Source organism: Mucilaginibacter paludis DSM 18603 (genome assembly GCF_000166195.2).
Taxonomy (GTDB): domain Bacteria; phylum Bacteroidota; class Bacteroidia; order Sphingobacteriales; family Sphingobacteriaceae; genus Mucilaginibacter; species Mucilaginibacter paludis.
This window is the reverse complement of sequence record NZ_CM001403.1, coordinates 5,183,095-5,204,830: the sequence shown is the minus strand read 5'-3', so window position 1 is coordinate 5,204,830 and position 21,736 is coordinate 5,183,095. Positions and strand designations below refer to the sequence as shown.

18 protein-coding genes are annotated in these 21,736 nt (G+C 43.0%); 8 read left to right on the top strand and 10 right to left on the bottom strand.

What is annotated here, in order from left to right:
- Window positions 1-115: 115 nt before the first annotated feature.
- Entirely contained in the window at window positions 116-499 is a 384-nt protein-coding gene (locus MUCPA_RS22035; RefSeq protein ID WP_233276779.1) for a transposase, read from the bottom strand.
- Between the two features lie 428 nt (window positions 500-927).
- Between MUCPA_RS22035 and MUCPA_RS22030 the strand changes: the two genes are divergently transcribed.
- A complete protein-coding gene (locus MUCPA_RS22030) occupies window positions 928-1,560 on the top strand; it encodes a M949_RS01915 family surface polysaccharide biosynthesis protein (protein WP_008509420.1) in 633 nt (210 codons plus the stop codon).
- Between the two features lie 219 nt (window positions 1,561-1,779).
- Here the strand turns inward: MUCPA_RS22030 and MUCPA_RS22025 are convergent, their stop codons facing one another.
- The 7 genes from MUCPA_RS22025 to MUCPA_RS21995 all read right to left on the bottom strand — a co-directional run bounded on the left by MUCPA_RS22025 (window position 1,780) and on the right by MUCPA_RS21995 (window position 11,412).
- A complete protein-coding gene (locus tag MUCPA_RS22025; protein ID WP_157543964.1) occupies window positions 1,780-3,870 on the bottom strand; it encodes a putative porin in 2,091 nt (696 codons plus the stop codon).
- The gene (locus MUCPA_RS22020; RefSeq protein ID WP_008509413.1) at window positions 3,867-4,682 is read right to left on the bottom strand and encodes a purine-nucleoside phosphorylase; all 816 of its coding nucleotides are present in this window, start codon (window positions 4,680-4,682) and stop codon (window positions 3,867-3,869) included. Before MUCPA_RS22020 ends, MUCPA_RS22025 begins: the two co-directional genes overlap by 4 nt.
- The gene (lpxK, locus tag MUCPA_RS22015; RefSeq protein WP_008509412.1) at window positions 4,672-5,712 is read right to left on the bottom strand and encodes a tetraacyldisaccharide 4'-kinase; all 1,041 of its coding nucleotides are present in this window, start codon (window positions 5,710-5,712) and stop codon (window positions 4,672-4,674) included. Before lpxK ends, MUCPA_RS22020 begins: the two co-directional genes overlap by 11 nt.
- A 480-nt stretch (window positions 5,713-6,192) precedes the next feature.
- The gene (locus tag MUCPA_RS22010; RefSeq protein ID WP_008509410.1) at window positions 6,193-7,431 is read right to left on the bottom strand and encodes an IS4 family transposase; all 1,239 of its coding nucleotides are present in this window, start codon (window positions 7,429-7,431) and stop codon (window positions 6,193-6,195) included.
- A gap of 350 nt (window positions 7,432-7,781) precedes the next feature.
- Window positions 7,782-8,564, bottom strand: a complete 783-nt coding sequence (locus MUCPA_RS22005; protein ID WP_008509408.1) for a DUF2490 domain-containing protein — start codon at window positions 8,562-8,564, stop codon at window positions 7,782-7,784.
- Window positions 8,565-8,644: 80 nt separating this feature from the next.
- Window positions 8,645-10,858 (bottom strand): SulP family inorganic anion transporter, encoded by a 2,214-nt coding sequence (locus MUCPA_RS22000; RefSeq protein ID WP_008509406.1) that lies wholly within the window; start codon window positions 10,856-10,858, stop codon window positions 8,645-8,647.
- A gap of 164 nt (window positions 10,859-11,022) precedes the next feature.
- The gene (locus MUCPA_RS21995; protein WP_008509404.1) at window positions 11,023-11,412 is read right to left on the bottom strand and encodes a hypothetical protein; all 390 of its coding nucleotides are present in this window, start codon (window positions 11,410-11,412) and stop codon (window positions 11,023-11,025) included.
- Window positions 11,413-11,685: 273 nt separating this feature from the next.
- Between MUCPA_RS21995 and MUCPA_RS36325 the strand changes: the two genes are divergently transcribed.
- The 3 genes from MUCPA_RS36325 (at window position 11,686) to pruA (ending at window position 15,312) form a co-directional block, all read left to right on the top strand.
- On the top strand, window positions 11,686-12,336 hold the full coding sequence (locus MUCPA_RS36325; protein WP_008509403.1) for an energy transducer TonB: 651 nt from the start codon (window positions 11,686-11,688) through the stop codon (window positions 12,334-12,336).
- 443 nt (window positions 12,337-12,779) lie between these two features.
- Window positions 12,780-13,343, top strand: a complete 564-nt coding sequence (locus MUCPA_RS21985; protein WP_008509402.1) for an REP-associated tyrosine transposase — start codon at window positions 12,780-12,782, stop codon at window positions 13,341-13,343.
- A gap of 331 nt (window positions 13,344-13,674) precedes the next feature.
- Window positions 13,675-15,312 (top strand): L-glutamate gamma-semialdehyde dehydrogenase, encoded by a 1,638-nt coding sequence (pruA, locus tag MUCPA_RS21980; protein ID WP_008509401.1) that lies wholly within the window; start codon window positions 13,675-13,677, stop codon window positions 15,310-15,312.
- A gap of 57 nt (window positions 15,313-15,369) precedes the next feature.
- On the opposite strand, the gene can is transcribed toward pruA, so the two are convergent.
- Both can and MUCPA_RS21970 read right to left on the bottom strand, forming a co-directional pair.
- Entirely contained in the window at window positions 15,370-16,029 is a 660-nt protein-coding gene (gene can, locus MUCPA_RS21975; RefSeq protein ID WP_008509400.1) for a carbonate dehydratase, read from the bottom strand.
- A gap of 20 nt (window positions 16,030-16,049) precedes the next feature.
- A complete protein-coding gene (locus tag MUCPA_RS21970; RefSeq protein WP_008509399.1) occupies window positions 16,050-16,793 on the bottom strand; it encodes a YoaK family protein in 744 nt (247 codons plus the stop codon).
- A gap of 329 nt (window positions 16,794-17,122) precedes the next feature.
- On the opposite strand from MUCPA_RS21970, the gene MUCPA_RS21965 reads away from it, so the two are divergent.
- The 4 genes from MUCPA_RS21965 (at window position 17,123) to MUCPA_RS21945 (ending at window position 21,667) form a co-directional block, all read left to right on the top strand.
- Window positions 17,123-18,664: an acyl-CoA carboxylase subunit beta gene (locus MUCPA_RS21965; protein ID WP_008509398.1), complete on the top strand. Its 1,542-nt coding sequence runs from the start codon at window positions 17,123-17,125 to the stop codon at window positions 18,662-18,664.
- 232 nt (window positions 18,665-18,896) lie between these two features.
- Window positions 18,897-19,304, top strand: coding sequence for a GNAT family N-acetyltransferase (locus MUCPA_RS21955; RefSeq protein ID WP_008509397.1), 408 nt, complete (start codon window positions 18,897-18,899; stop codon window positions 19,302-19,304).
- A 247-nt stretch (window positions 19,305-19,551) separates the two neighbouring features.
- Window positions 19,552-20,667: a M42 family metallopeptidase gene (locus MUCPA_RS21950; RefSeq protein ID WP_008509396.1), complete on the top strand. Its 1,116-nt coding sequence runs from the start codon at window positions 19,552-19,554 to the stop codon at window positions 20,665-20,667.
- 97 nt (window positions 20,668-20,764) lie between these two features.
- Window positions 20,765-21,667 carry a nucleotidyltransferase family protein gene (locus MUCPA_RS21945; RefSeq protein ID WP_008509395.1) on the top strand — a complete coding sequence of 301 codons (903 nt, stop codon included), beginning with the start codon at window positions 20,765-20,767 and terminating at the stop codon, window positions 21,665-21,667.
- The last annotated feature ends 69 nt before the right edge of the window (window positions 21,668-21,736 follow it).

Below are 21,736 nucleotides of genomic sequence, written 5' to 3'. Positions count from 1 at the left end.
CAAAATCCACCGCTATCCGAAGTCTACCGCTATTCCGAAGTCCCACCGCTATTCGAAGTCTCTGACTTCGAATGCCTATGCTTGTAGTCTCTGACTACAGGCTAATTGTCAATAACTACAACCATAAACAATCCACATCAATAATCGATTCCTTTTCCTCATAATTAGAGGCACTTGAATACACATAGTCGGCAGCATCATAAACATAACCTGCCCTTACCGGATTATCATGAATATAATCTATCTTCTGTTGTGTAAAATCAGCGCTGAATAATTCAACAAAATGATTGTCTTGTACCCAAATCTGGTAATTTTCATTACGGGTATGCCTGGACGCATAATACTGAAACTGATGTAACATCCATTCCTTCCGGCTTTCGGTTTCGTTTTCAATATAATCAAGAATGGACCGGGCGGTAAACTTTTTAAAATCGCGTACAAAAACACTCAGGCTATGCCCCTCTTTAACAGATGCAATTAAATGAACATGATTAGACATATATAATATACGCATGTAAATTTAATCCCTTTTTCTCCTGGCAAAACTTTAAAGATGTGATCAGCATATCTTTATAAACCCGTCGACTAAAAATATCTATCCAACCGACTACGGTAAAAGTCATATAGTAAATAGCTTGCTGATCTCTTATTAAATAGCCGGGTTTAAAAATATTATCCATTCTTAATAATTTGATTGGCAATTTACGGAACTTTACTGTAGGTGGTGACTACATACATAGTAGTTCGAGTTGGAGAGGCTATTACTTAAATTGTTCGGTCATTCGGTTTAACATGCGAGTATTTTAGCCGGTAGTCAGAGACTACAGGCATAGTGATTCGAAGTCAGAGACTTCGAATAGCGAGTTTGCAAATTCAAGGGCAAAATGCCCTTTGAATGTTTTAAATTTAGGGAACAAATTATAACAAATGAGATTATTTAGCCTGCTCGCAATAACCCTGACCGGCCAAATTGCCTTTGCTCAATTAAAAATGAGCAAAATACCCGTGGCTGCAATACCACTACCTATTCATTATAATGCAAAAATTAAAGATGCCTTTAAATATACCGATGCTGAGGGAGAGCATATAGCGTTCATAACCGAAACCGGTGTGGTACAGTTAAAAGCAGCCACCGATGAAGATGAATTTAAAGGTGGTGATTTATATGCTTATAGCTATAAAATGAATAACGGTCAACCGGTATTATCGTGGCAGGTACATGATTTTGTTAAAGATTGCCAGTTTGATGTGGTAGCAAATTACTTGCCTGATACCTTTACTGTTACCGATTTAAACAACGACGGCAAAGCCGAAGTATGGTTGATGTATCGTACTACCTGCCGAAGCGATGTAAGTCCGGCCAGCATGAAAATCATCATGTATCAAAGTGGCAAAAAATATGCAATGCGTGGTACCGTCAAAACCTTGGTTAGCACTAAGCCTCTACATTATGATGGTGGTAAATATACGTTTGATGAGTCGTTTAAAACAAGCGATGCGGTATTTCGGAAATATGCCGAAGACCTCTGGAAAAAGAATTTGCTGGAAAAATGGAACTGATGAGTAGTGCATTATACGGCAAGTTTACATCTGTTTTGATCAGTTGGTTAAGCTGGGACAAAGATTTAGAACAGCGGCAGTTCAATATGCAAAAAGCATTTTAGCCGGTAGTCTGAGACTACCCGCATAGTGGTTCGAAGTCAGAGACTTCGAACAGCGACACTACATCGAACAGCGAGAACGCATTTCAAAAGTTCCCCTTCAGGGGGTTAGGGGGCCTTAATCGTAAAAATGCCACAGCACGCCAAACTTCAAAATAGCATCGGGCATAGGGTAGCGGTTCACGGTATAATAACCATTGGTAAATAAACCCTGGTTGGCATAATCATACTGTAAAAATAAATTGGTGCGCTTTAAAGTAGCCTTAATAAATACGGTGGAAACTGGATATGATGAATACTTAACTGCCGAGCCATTATAAAACTGACCTAACCCCACCGCGTAGGATGGTACTTCGTATGGCGTATTATAACGCACATTGATCCCGATATTGGTATTCAGCACATTAAAAAACAACTTGCCATAGTACAGGCTGGTATAGGTATAAAGCTCGGGGGTACGCAAGGTAGCCGGGTTATCCGTTTTTTGGTAAACGGCAAAGTTATCAAAATGCCACCTGCCCAGCGTAATATTTTTACCTACGCTTATCTTAATTAAATTGATGGAGGCAGCTGCCTGTACAGGGTGTGCATCAATGCCATTGGGCTGAGCCTCAAAGTACAAATAGTTATCAATTAAAAAGTACTCCGCCTTTACGTTAAACTGCAATTTGTTATTAATGTAGTTGAAGGATAGTCCCGTAGTTTTTACATTTTTAAAACTATTGGTCCACCGGAAGTGGTTACTATCCCAATTGGTATAAACGAGTGGGGGCGAACTGTTTTGGGTATAGGCACCTAATATCACCTTCCCTATTTTATCACCTGCGGATAAATTCAACTTGGCGTCGTACAGGTAATCCCCGAAATCGCGCCCCTGAACTATTTGTTGAAAATCGGCATCAAGGCCCATCTTGTCGCTAAAGCGGTAGCCAACCTTGGCTTTTAACGTAATATCCTGAAAAGACTTAGCCTGCTTCTTATCAATCTGCGGCAGGCCGTTCTGCGCCGAAGTTATTGAATTTAAAGTATCCCGTACATATTGCGAATAGCTGTAGTAGTCGTGCTTGATACCCAAATCGAGCTTGGCTTCGTTTTTAACAAAACTAACCGACTTACCGCGCAAATAAAAGCTGTACGAAAATTCGTTTTGCAAATGCAACACCGCTAACGAATCGCGAGATACACTTTTGTCATAGTAATAATCAGGGAAAACCTTATAGGTATCTACATCATCCTGAAAGAACTTATACTTTTGTACGTTATAAAAAAAGGTATAAGCAATCCGTTGGGTAGGTAATATTTTCGATGTTTCTGTGGCGTTACTCAGCGTATCAACACGGCCCAGGTAATAAAACTGTTTGAGGTAAAAGCCATTATCGCGAATGTTATCGCGGCTATTGTTCAGCCTCACGGGTATGCCGGTTTTAGATAAGGTTGCCGTACCGGTAAACACGGTATCGCTGGTTATGGCCCCATTCTCGGGTGCCTTTAAATTATTAAAAAACAAGTTTCCCAAAACGTTATAGCGCTTATTGGGCGATTCGTACCAACTAAAAAAAGCCGCGTTCAAGTGGTCTGGCTTTTGCCGGGCATATAACCCGTCAGATCCTATTTTATTATAGTTTAAACCCACATTCCAGTTGGGTTTAATATTTTGGGTGTGTACCAGTTTAAACAATTGCTCAACCTGCCCGCCGCTTACCAAATACAAACTGGTAAAGGGGGTACGCGCGCGGTAGTATTGAATATCTTCGGGGTGGAGCAGGTAGGCATCCAGGTAGTGCAAACCCACATCAAAACCAATAGTTCGGCTGGGCTCAAAAAGCAAATTGCGCTCGGCAAGCCCCAGGTTACCCAAACCAATTTTAGGGCTGTGCGGCTGGTAAAGCGGACTATAATTCTCAAAGTTAGCCAAACCGGTATCTAACGGAAAAACCTGTGTGCTATCGTTTAACAAACGCTCGTTGGTAACTTTTATAAATTTGGAGTTAAAAATAACCGTGTCCCTCTTTTTCTCCTCCCGCTTGCGCAGGGTATCCAGCAATTCGTCGTCGGTTAACTTTTTGGTTGTGGGCACCGTATCGCGCATGTGGTTAACCGACTGGCCTGTTGTGGTAGAATTACCGGACTGGTTAATTTGCCCAAAAGCCATCCGTGCCGATGAACAGATCAACAGCAGCAATACATATTTAAGCTTTTTCGTTATCAAAGTGTAGCAATCAATTCTTTCAGTATCAGGGTAAGCTTAGGCTCGGCTTCGGTTGCCACAGCCAGTATTTCTTCAACCGATACCGGTTTTAATGTTTCAGGAAAACCCTCGTCAGTTAATACAGAAATAGCAAATACGGGCAGGCCCATGTGGTTGGCCACAATAACCTCGGGCACGGTACTCATGCCTACCGCGTCGCCGCCTATAATACGCAGAAAACGGTATTCGGCTCTTGTTTCCAGGTTAGGGCCGCTAACTGATACATAAACACCTTTATGGCAGGCAATATTGTTATCGGCAGCAATTTTTAATCCCTTTTCAATCAGGTCCTTTTTGTACGGCTCGCTCATATCCGGGAAACGCGGGCCCAGGTCGCTGTCGTTATTGCCAATTAAAGGGTTATCCAGCTGCAAATTGATATGATCTTCAATCACCATCAGTTCGCCCTTTTTAAAATCGGGGTTGAGCGAGCCGCTGGCATTTGATACAAACAGCGTTTGGATGCCCAGCATTTTCATTACCCTTACCGGGAAGGTGATCTGCTGCATGCTATATCCTTCATAATAGTGCAGCCGGCCTTGCATGGCTACTACATTTTTACCGGCTAAACGGCCAAAGATGAGCTTACCCGAGTGGAACTCCAATGTTGAGATAGGAAAATCAGGAATGTTGGAGTACATCATCTGTTTCTCTATTTCAATTTCCTTAACCAGCCCGCCGAGGCCGGTGCCTAATATAATGCCTATTTCGGGCACAAAATCGCCTATCCGGTTTTTAATATAGGCAGCTGTTTTCTGTATGTTATCTAACATAGTTTTTTATAATTTCATTAAATAGGGTTTGCCCTTCTGCCAAAAAATGCACCTGTATGGGCATCACCCAAATGGGCAACTGTTTAACTATTGGCAGCAAGTCGTGTTCCCGTAAACGCTGTATATCTTTTTCTGTTGTAACAATTAGTTTTTTTACTGCAACGCAGGCCTTAAACTCATCGGCAAGTTTAGCAATATTTTTTAAGGTATATTGATGATGGTCGGGATAATTGTGATGAATTACCTGCCGGGATTGCTTTTTAACATGATTTAACAGCGGCGCAGCATTGGCGATACCTGTAAGTAAAAAAACCGCCGTATCCTGATCAATCACCACACCGGTTTTCAGGCCGTCCATATCCTGCAATCCGCCATAGCTGATGCTGGTGAAAAACAACTCCTGATGGGCTAAGGGCCGTATCCGGGCTTTAATTTTTTCGCGGTGCTGTTTATCTAAATCATCGGGGCATTTGGTTACGATAATGGTATCTGCACGCCTGCGGCCACTGAAGGGTTCGCGCAGGTTACCCACGGGCAACATCAGGTGAGGCTCAAATACACGGCTATAATCGAAAAGTAATATACTGTAACCGGGGGTAACCGCCCGGTGCTGGTAGGCATCATCTAAAATGATCAGGTTATGGCTGGCCCGGAGCTGCTCAATGCCCACCACCCTCTTCTCGCACACGGCCACGGTAACCTCCGGAAATTTTTGCTTAAACTGCGCAGGCTCATCACCCACTTCGGTAGCTGTAGCAGAGGATTTGGCAATTAAAAAGCCAAGGGTTTTACGACCATAGCCACGGCTTAAGGTAGCCAGCGCATATTTATTTTTTAACAAACGCACCAGGTACTCCGTCATGGGGCTTTTGCCCGCGCCGCCAATATCCAGGTTGCCGACAGAGATAACAGGGATATTAAAACGATGGCTTTTAAACACCCCGGCATCATAGCACCAATTACGGATGATGATGATCAATCCGTACAGCCATGAAAAAGGAAGCAAGAGCCAACGCGGGTATCTGGACATAGTATGGCGCAAAGATACAAAAACGGGGTTGACTGGTTAGGACAATATTTAGAGGTATATAGGCGAAGAATGCCGCCCGGCGCAGGCTACCCGGTTTGTGGTAATGAAAAAGATGATGCGATTGCAGGGGGATGTTGGTTAGTCGCGCGCAGAAATACACCCCTTGCAGCCGCACCACCTAACCCCGCTCTTCCCAAAGAGGAAATTTGATAAAATACACTCATTATCAATCATATATAAAAAAAACAAGCGGCAGCCCGTGCGATTCCCCTCTTGAGAGCATAGCCGTCAATTTAAGTAGCTGTACTCATATATTGTTGATTTTCAGTTATTTAATTTTTAGGCGCGGTTTGCCCGCATGGGCAAACCTATGTATTTTTACTCTCATATTTTTCGTTTTTTAAGGCGGGGAGGTTTAGATGACCCCGCCTTTCTTATTTTTGTTTAACTATCTAAATATAGTATTTAAATATCTAATAATCAAATACTTATTACAATTTCTTCTATTTTTAACCTATGTTTTCTGTGCTCTTTTGAAAGGTGCTTTAAGTTTAATTTCTCCAACAGAGCTAACCACTTTGAGCATATCCCTAAAAGCTGCGCTCGCAATTCTTCTTTCGTAGAAGCGATTAGTCGATGCACCTTTAAAACACTAATTTGACCTATCTTACCGATAGCCATGCATATTTTCCAACTCAAAACTGCCCAGATCAACTTACTGTATAATATACTGGTTATACGATCCGAACTTCCTTTGGGGAACGTGTGTATCTTTAAAAACGACTTCCATGCTTTAAAAACCAATTCTATCTGCCATCGCAGGTGATATAACTTTTGGATCAATTCAGCGCTATATTTTTCGCTCACCAGGTTGGTAACAATAAAGTTAAACCCTGCCCGCTCTTTGAATCCCTTACTGGTGGTACTGCCTTTCTTTTTATTGTACTTTTCAGTATTGGCTATCCGCCTTGCCTTGAGCTCTTCACTTACCGGTTCTATTATTATCCTTACCGGCATCTTATCAGCTCCGATATATACCTGTTGATCAAATACGCCGGTTATGCCTTGTAGTTTCGACAACTCTAACTTTTGGTATTGGTCGTCCTTTAATAGATAAATCGTTGTTTTCGGACATAATTTATTAATAAAGAAAGCTTTGACTTTGTTAATATTGTTCATATAACTCAAGTGAGTGTAACCCAGATCTCTCATATATAATACCCCCGGCTGAATTGATGCCTTGTCCAGATGACTCTCACCCTGGTCATTTGCGTTGGCCGGAGTTACTTTGATATCGCTTTTACCACTTTTGATTTCAAATTCAAATTGTACAGATGCTCCCGCTTTCATCCCACTTCCTTTTGTTCCGGGGAATGTCTCTGCAATAACTTCCGGCAACGCGAAACGGGTAGAATCTTTGATACGGATCTCCAAGCCCTGTGTTTGCTCTTGCGGTAACTCAACTGCTATTAATTGCTCAAAAACGGCTTGTACAAACTTTGTCATATTGCTGTGATGTCTTTGATGCAATGCCTGCTTCGAAATATCAAGCCCATCCCTCCGCATTAACTGCATACTCATGCCGTTAAACGATTGATCTCCATCAAATAACGCCATATCCGATAGTTCCTTGCCTCCCACTTTTCGTTTGCGTTGTATAGCCTCTGTTTTACGGGCCAGGCCATCTAACACCGTTGGTTCAAATAGTTCCGAACTCATTCGCTCGAATAATGACTGCAATTTTGCAGTTCCGATTCTTGCTCTAAAAAAATTTTATCCCTTTTTTTTCTAAAGTTGACGGCTATGCTCTTGAGAGGGCCGGAGGGGTGTGTTTCTGTGCGCGTGATTTTACAAAGCGCACAGAGGCGAAAGTTTCAATCGCGCCCCAACCCTATGGCAACGCCATTAAGTAATGCTGCCCATGCAGTGTTACAGAGTTAGTCGCGCGCAGAAACACACCCCTTGCAGCCGCACCACCTAACCCGCCCCCTCTCGAGAGGGGAGTTAAAAAACGCTCATTATCAGCAAAATAACCAACAAAAGCTACGTAACGAACCACAAACTCCACTTTATTTTTTGCCGAGCCTTAATGCCGAAAAATAGGTAATGGAAAGCGTGTGATTATTTTCAACTACCTGGCGCATATCGGGCAGCAGGTTGCGTTGTTGTACGTACTGGTAAAGGTAGCCTATCTCAATTTTGCCGAATTTGCCTTCGTTTAAACCTAAACCGATACCAAAGCGATTTTGATCAAAGGTATTGTACTTTACATTTTTGCCGAAAGCAATAAATGCTTCATCGTAAACGGGTACGTAAAGCTTGGTTACTTTATTGGCATCCCGGGTTAAAGGGATTACAGCACGCAACATGTAACGGAAACGATTTTCAAAGCGGGTATTGGTAAAGGTACCTGCATTCACATCTCCAAAAAACCGCTGTTCGAGCCTCAGTCGGCTTATCACATCAACACTCCCGGTACGCTGCGTTAATTGTAATTGCTGCCAGATGCGATGCTCCGGGAAAGCCACCTTGGCAATAGGAATTTCCCCGTAAGGGTAAGTTTCTACATAAGCGTACCCGGCTGTTGCCATTAAGTTGGGGTTGATATTGTAAAAAATACCAGGCCTTAACAACAATTGCTGCCATCGGCTGAAGCCTTCATTACGCCGTATCTGTACTTCGGCATGTAATCCCCATTTATCCGTAATTAAAAACTGCCCGTTAAGCGCTACCCAGGCATTAAAGTTTGATGTGTTGTAGCGGGTGTTTTGTGCCGAAAGCTGATGTTGTGATGCTATTGATAATATGAAGGTGAATACAAAGATGGACTTTTTTATTTTTTTATTGAACATAACAAGTTTATAAAGCCGGATGCTGAAGCATCCGGCTGGTAACTGATAAAAATAGATGTGGAGACCGGCTAAAAAGTTTTTTAAGCCAGTACTGGTTTTACGATGTTATTTAATTCGATATCCTGAACCTGCAAATCGTGCAGCATACCATCGGCAAGATCATAAACCCAACCGTAAATGTTTAACACCTGGCCGTTTTGCAGGGCCTTCTGTACGATGGAGGTTGATCTTAGCTGGTAAATTTGCTCTTTAACATTGAGCTCAACCAGGCGGCGGTGCTGCATCTCCGGATCCTGGATCAATTCCAACTCATCCTTGTGGGTACGGTACACATCGCGCACATGGCTCAACCATTGGTCAAGGTTGCCGCTGGTACCGCCAGCCAGCGCGGCACGCACGCCGCCGCAACCATAGTGGCCGCAAATAATAATGTGTTTAACCTTTAACGCCTCAACTGCGTATTGTAAAACCGACATCAGGTTAGGATCGCTCGGAATAACCTGGTTGGCAATGTTACGCTGACTGAAAATTTCGCCAGGTTGCGCACCGGTAATCAATTCGAGCGGGGCACGGCTATCAGAGCAACCCACAATTAAATATTGGGGCGACTGGCCTGCATTCAACTTGGTAAAATAATTAATATCCAGGTGCAGCTTCTCGGCAATCCATTTACGGTTGTTTGCAAAAAGGGCCTGGTAAGGCTGTTGTTTACTATGGTCATGATCGTGAGCTATCAATTCGCCCTTAGCCTCTAAAAACGAGTAGTGATCTTTTAAACCGGTAATGGTGCAGGCAATATGCTCACCGGCGGCTCTCGCTTTAAAATCCTGTAAAATTTCAAGGCAATCCTGCTCAATATATTTAGTTTGCGTGGCATCAATCCAAACGCTGGTATGGGGCTTAATTTTACTAAAAAACTCGTTTAAGTGTGCCTTATTTAAAAAGGTAACCTGCTCTGATAATACCAGGCGCTGTACCTTGCCATTCTCGCTGGTGCTCTCGGTTGAGTAGATCAAATCCTTAGTGGCATTAACCAAAATAAAGATGATGCTTACAGCCATGCCCACCAATACACCTTTCAACAAATCGGTTAAAATAATAGCCACCACAGTAACTATAAACGGGGTAAACTGATTCCATCCAGATTTATACATCTCGGTAAACAGTTTCACTTTGGCCAGCTTATAACCTACCATAATCAGGATGGCGGCCAAACAAGCCAGCGGAATCATGTTCAAGATTCCGGGGATCAACAGAACGGTAACCAATAGCAGCACACCATGAAATATGGCTGATACTTTGGTTTTAGCACCAGCGTTTACGTTGGTTGCCCCACGCACAATTACTGCTGTAAGGGGGATACCGCCTAATAAGCCGGAAACCGTATTACCGATGCCCTGTGCCAGCAATTCGCGGTTTAAGGGGGTTGATCTTTTTTGAGGGTCAAGTTTATCAACTGCTTCAATGCTGAGCAAGGTTTCTAAACTGGCCACAAAAGCGATGGTAAGGGCGATGGTCCAAACAGCAGGATTGCTTACCTGGCTAAAATCAGGAAACTTCAGTATGGTAGCAAAATCGCCAACGCTTGATAATACGGGGATCTTGACAAAGCTATTGGTACGTAAATGTAAAGATTCCGGTAACGAGTTCAGGCCGATAGACGCCAGAACGCCCAGGATAACCACGACCAAACCCGCCGGGAAACTTTTCACTTTTTTAAACATCCGGGTATCCCACAACATCAATACCGTCATCGATATGGCAAATATCAGGATGGCACCAAAATTAAGCTTGGAAAGCAGGTTATTAATTTCGCTGAAGGTATTGTTGTTATCAGCCTGCAAAAAAGCCATATCCCCTTCGGCATCGGCATCATAGCCAAAAGCATGAGGGATTTGTTTTAATATCAGGATGATCCCGATAGCTGCAAGCATCCCTTTAATTACGTTGGATGGAAAGTACAAGCCAATTTTACCTGCTTTAACCAAACCCAAAACAATTTGGATACCACCAGCCAGTATCACACTCAGCAAAAAGGCTTCGTACGAGTGCAAGGTTATAATAGCGGCGGCAACAATAGTGGTAAGGCCCGCTGCCGGACCGCTTACTGCCAGTTGAGAGCCGCTGAGGCAACCAACAACAATACCGCCAACAACACCGGTAATAATGCCCGACAAAAGGGGGGCGCCGCTGGCCAAAGCCACACCAAGGCAAAGCGGCAATGCTACCAGGAAGACCACCAGACCAGATGACAGGTCGGATTTTAATGTATTTTTTAATGATGAAACGTTCATTTTAAATTAAATCAGGAAACAAGTTTTGAACTGAGCTTTTACTATGGTTTTAAGGCCATTATAAAAGCTATGATTAAAGTTGATTAGCCGGAAAGGCCACAGAAAAAATCTCCAGGCCGAAAAATAACCTGCTTTAAAGCATTAAGAAGATTTTACAGATTTAATTAAACGAGTGGTGGTCTGAACACTTCATTTACATGGGTTCTCTCTTTTCCTGAAAGATATAGATGAAACAGTGTGCGGTTGGAGCTTTGGTTAAAAATTAACAAAGCGGTATAATCATGCAAAAGCATTTTGCATTCTTCTTTGATTGATTTGGTAACTTCTTTTTCGGTTTCCTTCTCATCATCTTTAGTATCTGTATTGTCCTGATCTTCGATATCAATATTGGCCAGAATATTGACTTCTGTTGAGCCGGTGTATAAGGCCGATAAATGAGAAATAATGTTATGCGTTAGCTGAGGCAACGTTTTCAGGTAAGGAAATACAGGCTCCACCCGTGCCATCAAAAAGACGCTCAGGAGAAAGAAAACCGTATATTTTTTATAACCCATTGATGCGAATGTAGCTAATAAAAGTTGAATTTGAAAGCGCAAATGGTGCTTCTGTGTTTTTTGACATAAGATGTACCATCAAAGCGCTTGTTGATTATTGCATCGTAAACGGCAAATTAACTAAAACATTGCAGAATAGAATATTGAATTGGAGGGAAAATCTCGCTGGTTCGAAGTCTCTGTCTTCGAACCAGCCTAAAATGAAAAATTTATATCCATTATGGAATTCGCACATCTTCCTGCATCTATACTTTAAATAAACTACAGATACCAATGGAACCATTTCAAAAAATCCAATTATCCTTTAAATGTCCAAAATCTATTAACGAGCTGCAGCCCTGTAGTGCCGGTTGGCATTGCGACAGTTGCCAGAAGATGGTTTATGATTTTAGAGGAATGACCGAGACCGAAATACTGGAAGCGTTTAGAAAAAGCGGAGCCCCCCTATGTGGCTTATATGATGCCGTCCGGTTCAAAACAATACCCAAAAAGCCACAATGGTACAAATGGGCCTCGGCGGCAATGATAGTGTTCGGCTTAACATCATGCCAGAACGAGGTGATGGGTAAGGCATTAAAACTTCCACCCGAAAAGGCAGCAAAGGTTGATACCATTCAAAATGAAGCATTTTTTGGGATGGTGGCTGAAATTGCCCCATCCTTTCCGGGAGGCCAGGAAGCTTTAAAAAAGTATCTGCGCCAGCACATCAAAAACACAAGCGATTTTCAAGGGCGGGCTTTCGTGCAATTTATCGTTGAAAAGAACGGATCGCTAACCAACATTCAAATCATAAGAAGCGCGGGGAAGCATCTGGACGAACAAATAATCAGGGCAATTAAAAACATGCCCAAATGGAACCCAGGGCTAAATAACGGTAAGCCCTCCCGGATGCAATATTCTATTCCTGTTAATTTGAGCTTATAAGAATATTGATATTTTTAAGTGCCCGCTGTTCGAGGTAGCACGCTGTTCGAAGTCTCAGACTACCGGCTAAATGCCTGCCGCACGTTGAACCGAATGCCATACAATTTAAGTGAGTTTCTAAAATATCATATCGGACAATTAGCCTGTAGTCGGAGACTACAAGTATAGGCATTCGAAGTCAGAGACTTCGAATAGCATTTTTTTTTGATATTTTCTATTTTGATATTTTCTATTTGAAACCCCACCGCTGTTCGAAGTCTTTGACTTCGAACCAATATGCCAGTAGTCTCTGACTACCGGCTAAAATACTTTTCGCATGTTGAGCCGAATTGACCAAACACTTAAAAGTGAATCTCTCTGTAGTCTCTCCAACTCCCGAACTACTATATACGTAGTCACCAGCTACAGTAAAGTTCCGTAAATTGCCAATCAAATTATAAAGGATGGATAATATTTTTAAACCCGGCTATTTAATAAGAGATCAGCAAGCTATTTACTATATGACTTTTACCATAGTAGGTTGGATAGATATTTTTAGTCGACGGGTTTATAAAGACATGCTGATCGCATCTTTAAAGTTTTGCCAGGAGAAAAAGGGATTAAATTTACATGCTTATGTTATGATGTCTAATCATGTTCATTTAATTGCGTCTGTTAAACCCGGGCACAGCCTGAGTGTTTTTGTACGCGATTTTAAAAAGTTTACAGCGCGGTCCATCCTGGATTATATTGAAAACGAAACCGAAAGCCGGAAAGAATGGATGTTGCATCAGTTTAAGTATTATGCATCCAGGCATACCCGTAATGAAGATTACCAGATTTGGGTACAAGACAATCATTTTGTTGAATTATTCGGCCCTGATTTCACACAACAGAAGATAGATTATATTCATGATAATCCAGTAAGGGCAGGGTATGTTTATGATGCTGCCGACTATGTCTATTCAAGCGCATCTAATTATGAGGAAAAGGAATCGATTATCGATGTGGATTGTTTATGGTTTTAGTCATGGTTATTGACAATTAGCCTGTAGTCGGAGACTACAAGCATAGGCATTCGAAGTCAGAGACTTCGAATAGCACTTTTTTTGATATTTTCTATTTGAAACGTCGGCTACTGCTGTTAGACTCCGTCTACGAACGCCGCTATTCGAAGTCTCTGACTTCGAATAAATATGTCGGTAGTCTCAGACTACCGGCTAAACACATTCTTAAACTGAGCATTACAGCTACCCTGCCGCTAACTTTACCAAAAGCTAACCTAACTCTCACATTTAAATAAGCGACTTACCCAGCATTTACAAATTCCTTATCTTTGCATCCACATTTATAACTGACATGCTTAAAGGATTTTTTAACATACCCAAACCGGTAAACGAACCGGTTTTAAATTACGGACCGCGCAGTGTGGAACGCGCCGCGCTTAAGGCTGCCCTACAAGAGGGCCGTGCCCAGCAAATTGATATACCCATGTATATTGGCGGGCAGGAAGTACGTACCGGCAAAACCGGCACTGTGCGCCCACCACATGATCATCAGCATGTGCTGGCAACCTATCATATAGGCGACGAAAGCCATGTACACGCCGCCATTAACGCAGCACTGGCCGCTAAAGCCAACTGGGAAGCCTTAGCCTGGGAAGAACGCGCTGCCATATTTTTAAAAGCTGCCGATTTATTATCCGGCCCTTACCGCGCTAAAATTAATGCGGCTACCATGCTTGGCCAATCTAAAAACGCTTACCAGGCCGAGATTGACGCCGCTTGTGAGATGGTGGATTTTTTAAGGTTCAATGTATCGTACATGGCCGAAATTTATGCCCAACAGCCCCCTGTATCCCCTAAAGGAATCTGGAACCGTGTGGAACAGCGCCCGCTGGAAGGTTTTGTTTTCGCTATTACGCCTTTCAATTTTACAGCTATTGCCGGCAACCTGCCTGCTTCGGCAGCCATGATGGGCAACGTGGTGGTATGGAAACCTAATGATACCCAGGTTTACGCTGCCAACGTTTTGATGCAGGTTTTTATTGAAGCTGGGGTACCGGCTGGGGTAATCAACCTGATTTATGTTGATGGCCCTATGGCTGGCGATATCATTTTCAGCCATCCTGATTTTGCAGGGGTACATTTCACCGGATCAACCCCAGTGTTCCAAAACATCTGGAAAACTATTGGTACCAACATCCATAAATACAAAACCTACCCACGCATTGTAGGCGAAACCGGTGGTAAAGATTTTGTGCTGGCACACCCGAGCGCCAATGTTGAAGTAGCTACAACTGCTTTGGTACGCGGCGCTTTTGAGTACCAGGGACAAAAATGCTCGGCAGCGTCGAGGGCGTATTTGCCTAAATCGTTATGGCCTGCCATCAAAACCGGCTTGCTTAACGATCTGGGCGAATTAAAAATGGGACCTGTTGAAGATTTTGAAAATTTTGTTAACGCAGTGATCGACGAAAAATCGTTCGATAAGTTAGCCAGATATATTGATCAGGCTCACCAGAATAGTGCTGTTGAGGTTATTGCCGGTGGCAAATACGATAAAAGCAAAGGCTGGTTTATTGAGCCTACCGTGCTTGTAACCACCGACCCGCAATATGTTACCATGCGCGAGGAGCTGTTTGGCCCGGTGCTCACTATTTATGTGTATGAGGATGCCGATTTTGACAAGGTATTAAACCTGATTGATCAAACCTCAATCTACGCCCTCACGGGGTGTATCATAGCGCAAGACCGTTACGCCATAGCCCAGGCATCGCATGCTTTACGCAACGCCGCCGGAAACTTTTATGTAAACGATAAACCTACCGGAGCGGTTGTTGGCCAACAACCGTTTGGCGGCGCCAGGGGATCGGGAACTAATGATAAGGCTGGCTCTATGATCAACCTGTTGCGATGGGTATCGCCAAGAACCATTAAGGAAACTTTTGATTCGCCTAAGAATTACAGGTATCCGTTTCTCGATAAAGAGCTATAACTAAAGCAAGAGCGATGAGGTTAACTCATCGCTCTTTTTTGTTGACAGTGTTTGCCTTTATTTAAATTTAAACACCTCTTTTATATGATCATTACTTTTAACGCTTACTTTCAGGTCGTTAATAAAACCTGTAGTTAGGGTATAAACCCATCCGTGTACACTCAGGTCTTTTCCGTTTTTCCAGGCGTTCTGTACTATTGATGTGGCAGTAAGGTTATTTACATTTTCCATTACATTGAGTTCAACCAGCCGGTCGGTCTTTGTTTTCTGGTCGGTAATGACATCCAGTTCTGCTTCATGCAGGCGGTAAACATCCTTAATGTGTCTTAACCAGTTATCAACCAAACCATTTTCATCATTCCCGAGGGCGGCAATAACTCCACCGCAACCATAATGACCGCAAACTATCACATGTTGCACTTCCAGAATATTGACGGCGTAATCCAATACCGAAAGCATGTTCATATCGGAGTGAACCACCACGTTGGCTATATTACGATGCACAAACACTTCGCCCGGAGCGGTATTGGTAATCTGGTTAGCCGGAACACGGCTATCGGCGCAGCCAATCCAAAGCACCGGCGGCTTTTGGCCATTAGCCAGTTTCTCAAAATATTGCGGATCATTTTGAAGAGTTTCGGCTACAAATTTTCTATTTCCTTCCAATAAACTTTCGTAAATGATCTGGCTTGAATTGTTGTCTGTTTTAGCGCACATAGAATTAGCTGGTTAACTGATTATTTAGTTGGCAAACCTGGACTAAGCTTACGCCCCAGTTTGTGGAATATAACGTCCCAAATATCGTAGAGTAGTATACTGATAAGAATAAACGGAATAAAATAAAACACCCGGAAGTTGTACAATTCAAAAAAGTACCCACCTGCCAAAGCGCCCAAAAAGTAAAAAGCAAGCACGGTAAGCCTAATGTACAGCCTGTTTTTCACAACGGATGTTTTGGCTGTACGCGGATGGATCCACTCGGCTACATCAGCCCCCACATCGGTAAACAAACCTGTTAAATGCGATGATTTGATTAAGCCGCCGGATATAGTGGATACCAAACTATTTTGCAAACCCATCGAAAACAGGATGGCCCCTATAATTACTTCACGCTCGGCATCGCTCCCGCTAAAAAAATGATTACCATAAATAGCAACCAAAAATAACACAATGGTTTCTACCAGTATGGGGAAGGCATGCGCCTTATACCTGCTGATATGCTCATAGGTTCGCACCAAAAAATGCGACACAAATGCGCCCATAAAAAACATAAACAACCAGACAAATACGGTTATAGTTTCCTCAACGTCTTGTGCATTAACCTTGCGAGCCAACAAAGCCACGTGCCCGGTAATGTTGGTGGTAAAAGCTAAAAACGCAATTACTCCAGCAACATTGGTAACACCCGCCACAAACGCGGTTGAGGATGCCAGCATCAGGTTAGCTCTTAGCGTACGTTTATCCTTGTTTTGCCTCAGCATCCCTGTATGTTTTAGCTGGTTTAACTGGTAACCAGTAGTCAAAAATAATGGATTAAATTACATTTTAAAGTTTTTCTCCATTAATATAAAGTCCACATACAAAAAAGAATGCCACCAACAAGTGGTTAGCCGGACTGTAAAGGCCAATTTATCCTGATATACAACGCACAATAAATCTTCAGAAATATTTTCATCGGCATAGCATGTCTGCGTCCAGCTACCAACAGATCATCTGCATCAGCAAACAAAACTTCGAAATAACAGCCCCTCTTAAAGTACTCAAAGATAATTCCTATTTTTAACCACTAACAATTAATAAAACCGGAGAAGTGGATAAAAAACTGGAGACGCTAAAACTAAAAAAAGACCAGGCGCTGTTAGGCGGCGGCCAGGCCCGTATTGATAGTCAGCATAAAAAAGGGAAGCTAACCGCCCGCGAGCGTTTGCATTTTTTATTGGACGAAGGATCATTTGAAGAGATCGGTATGCTGGTATCACACCGGTCGACCGACTTCGGTATGGAAAAAGAGAACTATCCGGGCGATGGTGTAGTTACTGGCTATGGGTTTATCAATGGCCGTTTAGTTTACGTATTCTCACAGGATTTTACCGTTTTTGGCGGTTCGCTGTCAGAAACCCATGCCGAAAAGATCTGCAAAATTATGGATCTGGCCATGAAGAACGGTGCGCCGGTAATTGGGCTGAACGACTCCGGTGGGGCACGCATCCAGGAAGGCGTAGTTTCGCTCGGCGGTTATGCCGATATATTTTACCGTAATACCATGGCATCGGGCGTGGTGCCGCAAATATCGGCCATTATGGGCCCATGTGCGGGCGGCGCCGTATATTCTCCTGCCATTACCGATTTTATTTTGATGGTTGAGCATACCTCTTACATGTTTGTTACCGGGCCCAACGTGGTTAAAACAGTAACACACGAGGTGGTTACCTCCGAGGAATTAGGAGGTGCTAATACCCATGCCACCAAATCGGGCGTTACACATTTTGCCTGCACTAACGAGATTGAGGCCATACAGCATGTAAAAAAGCTATTGAGTTACATGCCCCAAAATTGCGAGGAAACCGCCCCTGCTTTACCTTACGATGCAAGTGACGAACAAAGGCCCGCGCTAAATACCATCCTGCCTCAAAACATATCGCAACCTTATGATATGCGCGATATATTGCAAGAGGTAATTGACGAAGGTACATTCCTGGAGGTACACCGGGATTTTGCAGAAAACATTGTAGTCGGTTTTGCGCGTTTGGCTGGCCGGAGCATAGGGATAGTAGCCAATCAGCCGGCTTTTTTAGCCGGTGTGCTGGATATCAATTCGTCAACCAAAGGCGCACGTTTCATCCGCTTTTGCGATAGCTTTAATATCCCATTACTGGTATTTGAAGATGTTCCCGGATTTTTGCCCGGAACCGACCAGGAGTGGAAAGGCATTATCACCAACGGTGCCAAGTTGCTATACGCCTTTTGCGAAGCTACGGTACCACGCATTACCGTAATTACCCGCAAAGCCTACGGCGGCGCTTACGATGTAATGAACTCCAAACATATTGGAGCTGACATGAACTATGCCTGGCCCAGCGCCGAAATTGCGGTAATGGGAGCCAAAGGTGCCGCCGAAATTATATTTAAACGCGAAATAATTACCGCGCCCGACCCAGAAGCCAAATGGAAAGAGATGGAACAATTGTACTCGGATACCTTTGCCAACCCCTACCGCGCTGCCGAACGGGGTTTTATTGATGAGGTAATTGAGCCTGCCGAAACCCGTAAAAAATTAATTAAAGCTTTTAAAATGCTCGAAAACAAAGTAGTTAACCTACCCAGAAAAAAACATGGGAACATGCCCTTGTAACTTTTGAGCGGGAAGGGAGAAGTAAGAGGCAAGAGGTAAGAGGTAAGGTGGAAATTGTTAGATCTTATAAAAGTGGTTGTACATACGGTTTCCGTTTGTTAACGACGGCAAAACGCCAGCTAAGCAAAAACATGGGCCCGCGCCATGCCGAGGCGTTACAACCATCTTGAGGAAAAGCACTGCAACCCTACTTACCTTCTGATGGGTTAATACTAAATTTACCGTCAACGATATGATCCACATTGAACAAATAACACCCCGATTAACCTGGCGGCTCAGGCATGAGGTTTTATATCCCGATGAACCTATTCATCAAATGCAGATGGATGAGGATGAGGATGGCCACCATTTCGGCGCTTTTGCAGATAACCAACTGGTGAGCGTGGTATCATTATTCTCTAAAGGGTCCGATTTTCAGTTCCGCAAATTTGCCGTTCAGCCAGCCTTTCAAGGTAAAGGCGTTGGTACAAGCCTACTGGCTTATGTTATAGATTTTGCAAAGGCCGAGGGTGCACAACGCGTCTGGTGCAATGCACGCGCACAGGCTATCGGCTTTTACCTCAAATCAGGCTTCAGGCAAACTGGAGAAAATTTCACTAAAAACAATTTGGATTACGAGATAATGGAAAGGTTACTTTAGGTTGAAAACAAAACAAGCCGGCAACCCAAAATGCCGACTTGTTCCCCAACTAAACTAAATGTATGAATTTAAAATCACTCATTACAAAGATGTGTGTTGCAAATAAAGCCAGTGTTAACTCAGAAATAAATTGCTGTATAATTAACCTACTTTATGAGCACCCGAAAGTACAGAAACTTATGGCTTTGCAAGTTGGTTTACTATATTTGCTTCCGCGCGGCAGCGCCATTTTATAATTTCATTGATCATGGCTAAAAAAAAATCTGAAGAAAAAACACACATACCTGTTGTTACTCCTGCATCACTCTCCTTTTTAGAAAAATATATCAACAACCCCTCTCCTACCGGCTTTGAAGCCGAAGGGCAAAAGCTCTGGCTCGAGTACATTAAACCTTATATTGATGAAACTTATGTTGATAACTACGGTACCGCTGTAGGCATCATCAATCCAAAAGCTTCCTATAAAGTTGTTATCGAGGCTCACGCCGATGAGATATCCTGGTTTGTAAATTACATTACCAGCGATGGTTTAATCTACGTGATCCGTAACGGAGGTTCCGACCACCAGATAGCGCCCTCAAAGCGGGTTAATATCCATACCGATAAAGGCATTGTTAAAGCCATATTTGGCTGGCCTGCCATCCATACCCGCAGCGGCGAAAAGGAAGAAGCGCCAACCTTAAAAAATATTTTTTTGGATTGCGGCTGCACTACCAAAGATGAGGTTGAAGCTTTAGGTATCCATGTAGGCTGCGTAATTACCTACGAGGATGAGTTTATGGTTTTAAATAACCGCTATTATGTTGGCCGCGCCTTAGATAACCGCGTAGGCGGTTTTATGATAGCCGAAGTAGCCCGTTTGTTAAAGGAGAACGGCAAAAAGCTGGACTTTGGTTTGTATATTGTAAACGCCGTTCAGGAAGAAATTGGCTTGCGCGGAGCAGAAATGATAGCCGATTATATTAACCCAGATGTAGCCATCATTACCGACGTAACGCATGATACGCAAACGCCGATGATCAACAAGATAACCCAGGGCGATCTGGCTTGCGGCAAAGGGCCCGTAATATCTTACGCACCGGCCATACAAAATAACCTGAACAAACTATTGATTGAAACAGCCCAGAAGGCTTCGATACCGTTCCAGCGGCAGGCTTCTTCCCGCTCAACCGGTACCGATACTGATGCTTTTGCTTACTCAAACGGTGGCGTGCCTTCGGTATTGATCTCGCTTCCTCTCCGGTATATGCACACCACTGTTGAGATGATCCACCAGGAAGATGTGGATAATGTAATCAGCCTGATCTACGAAACTTTGTTAAACATTCAGGCCGGCCAGGATTTCAGGTATATTAAAAATTAAACAATTTATCTACTGGTCAATTGTCCATCATATTATTAATTTATTAAATTATACATCCGTTTAACAAGCAATCCAAAATATAATTACTTTAGCATTTATGAAACCTACACTATTAATATTGGCCGCAGGGATGGCCAGTCGCTATGGAAGCATGAAACAAGTTGACGGCTTTGGCCCCAACGGGGAAACCATTATTGATTATTCTATATATGATGCCATTAAGGCCGGTTTTGGTAAGGTTACGTTCATCATCCGTGAAGAGTTTTTGGATAATTTTAAAGGGATATTTGAACCCAAACTAAGCGGAAAAATTGAAACAGATTACGTGTTTCAAAACTTCGACCTGCAACAGTACGGTATTGATAAAACCGTTGAGCGCGCTAAACCATGGGGAACTGCCCACGCCGTTTTAGCTGCCCGCCATGCCATTAAAGAACCCTTTTGCGTTATTAACGCCGATGATTTTTATGGTTATGATTCATTTGAAAAAATGGCCAAATTTTTAACTACTGAAGTGGCCGACGATAAATACTCCTTAATTGGTTACCAAGTTGACAGAACCTTATCCGACTACGGTTCAGTATCGCGCGGTGTTTGTAAGGTTAATGATGAAGGCAACATGGTTGAAATTAACGAGCGTACCGAGGTTTACTTTACCGAAGGTGGCAAAGTTGCTTACAAAGACGCCGAAGGCGAACATGCACTGCCGAACGATACACGCGTATCCATGAACTTTTGGGGCTTTACCCCGGCTGTTTTTGATCAAAGCCTGGATATGTTTAAACGCTTTGTTGACGCTAACGAAACCAACCCTAAAGCTGAATTTTTTATCCCCTTGGTTGCTGACGAACTGATAAAAACCGGCGTAGCATCATTTAAAGTTGTTCCAACAGCTTCTAAATGGTTCGGTGTAACTTATAAAGAAGATAAGCCTATCGTGCAGGAAAGCATTTCTGCTTTAGTTGAAAACGGAACCTATCCTGCCAATTTGTGGGCATAAGGTTTTAGATATGATACTGATTGATAAATCCCGCCTTGAGCGGGATTTGTTGTTTAATTATCAGGTTAT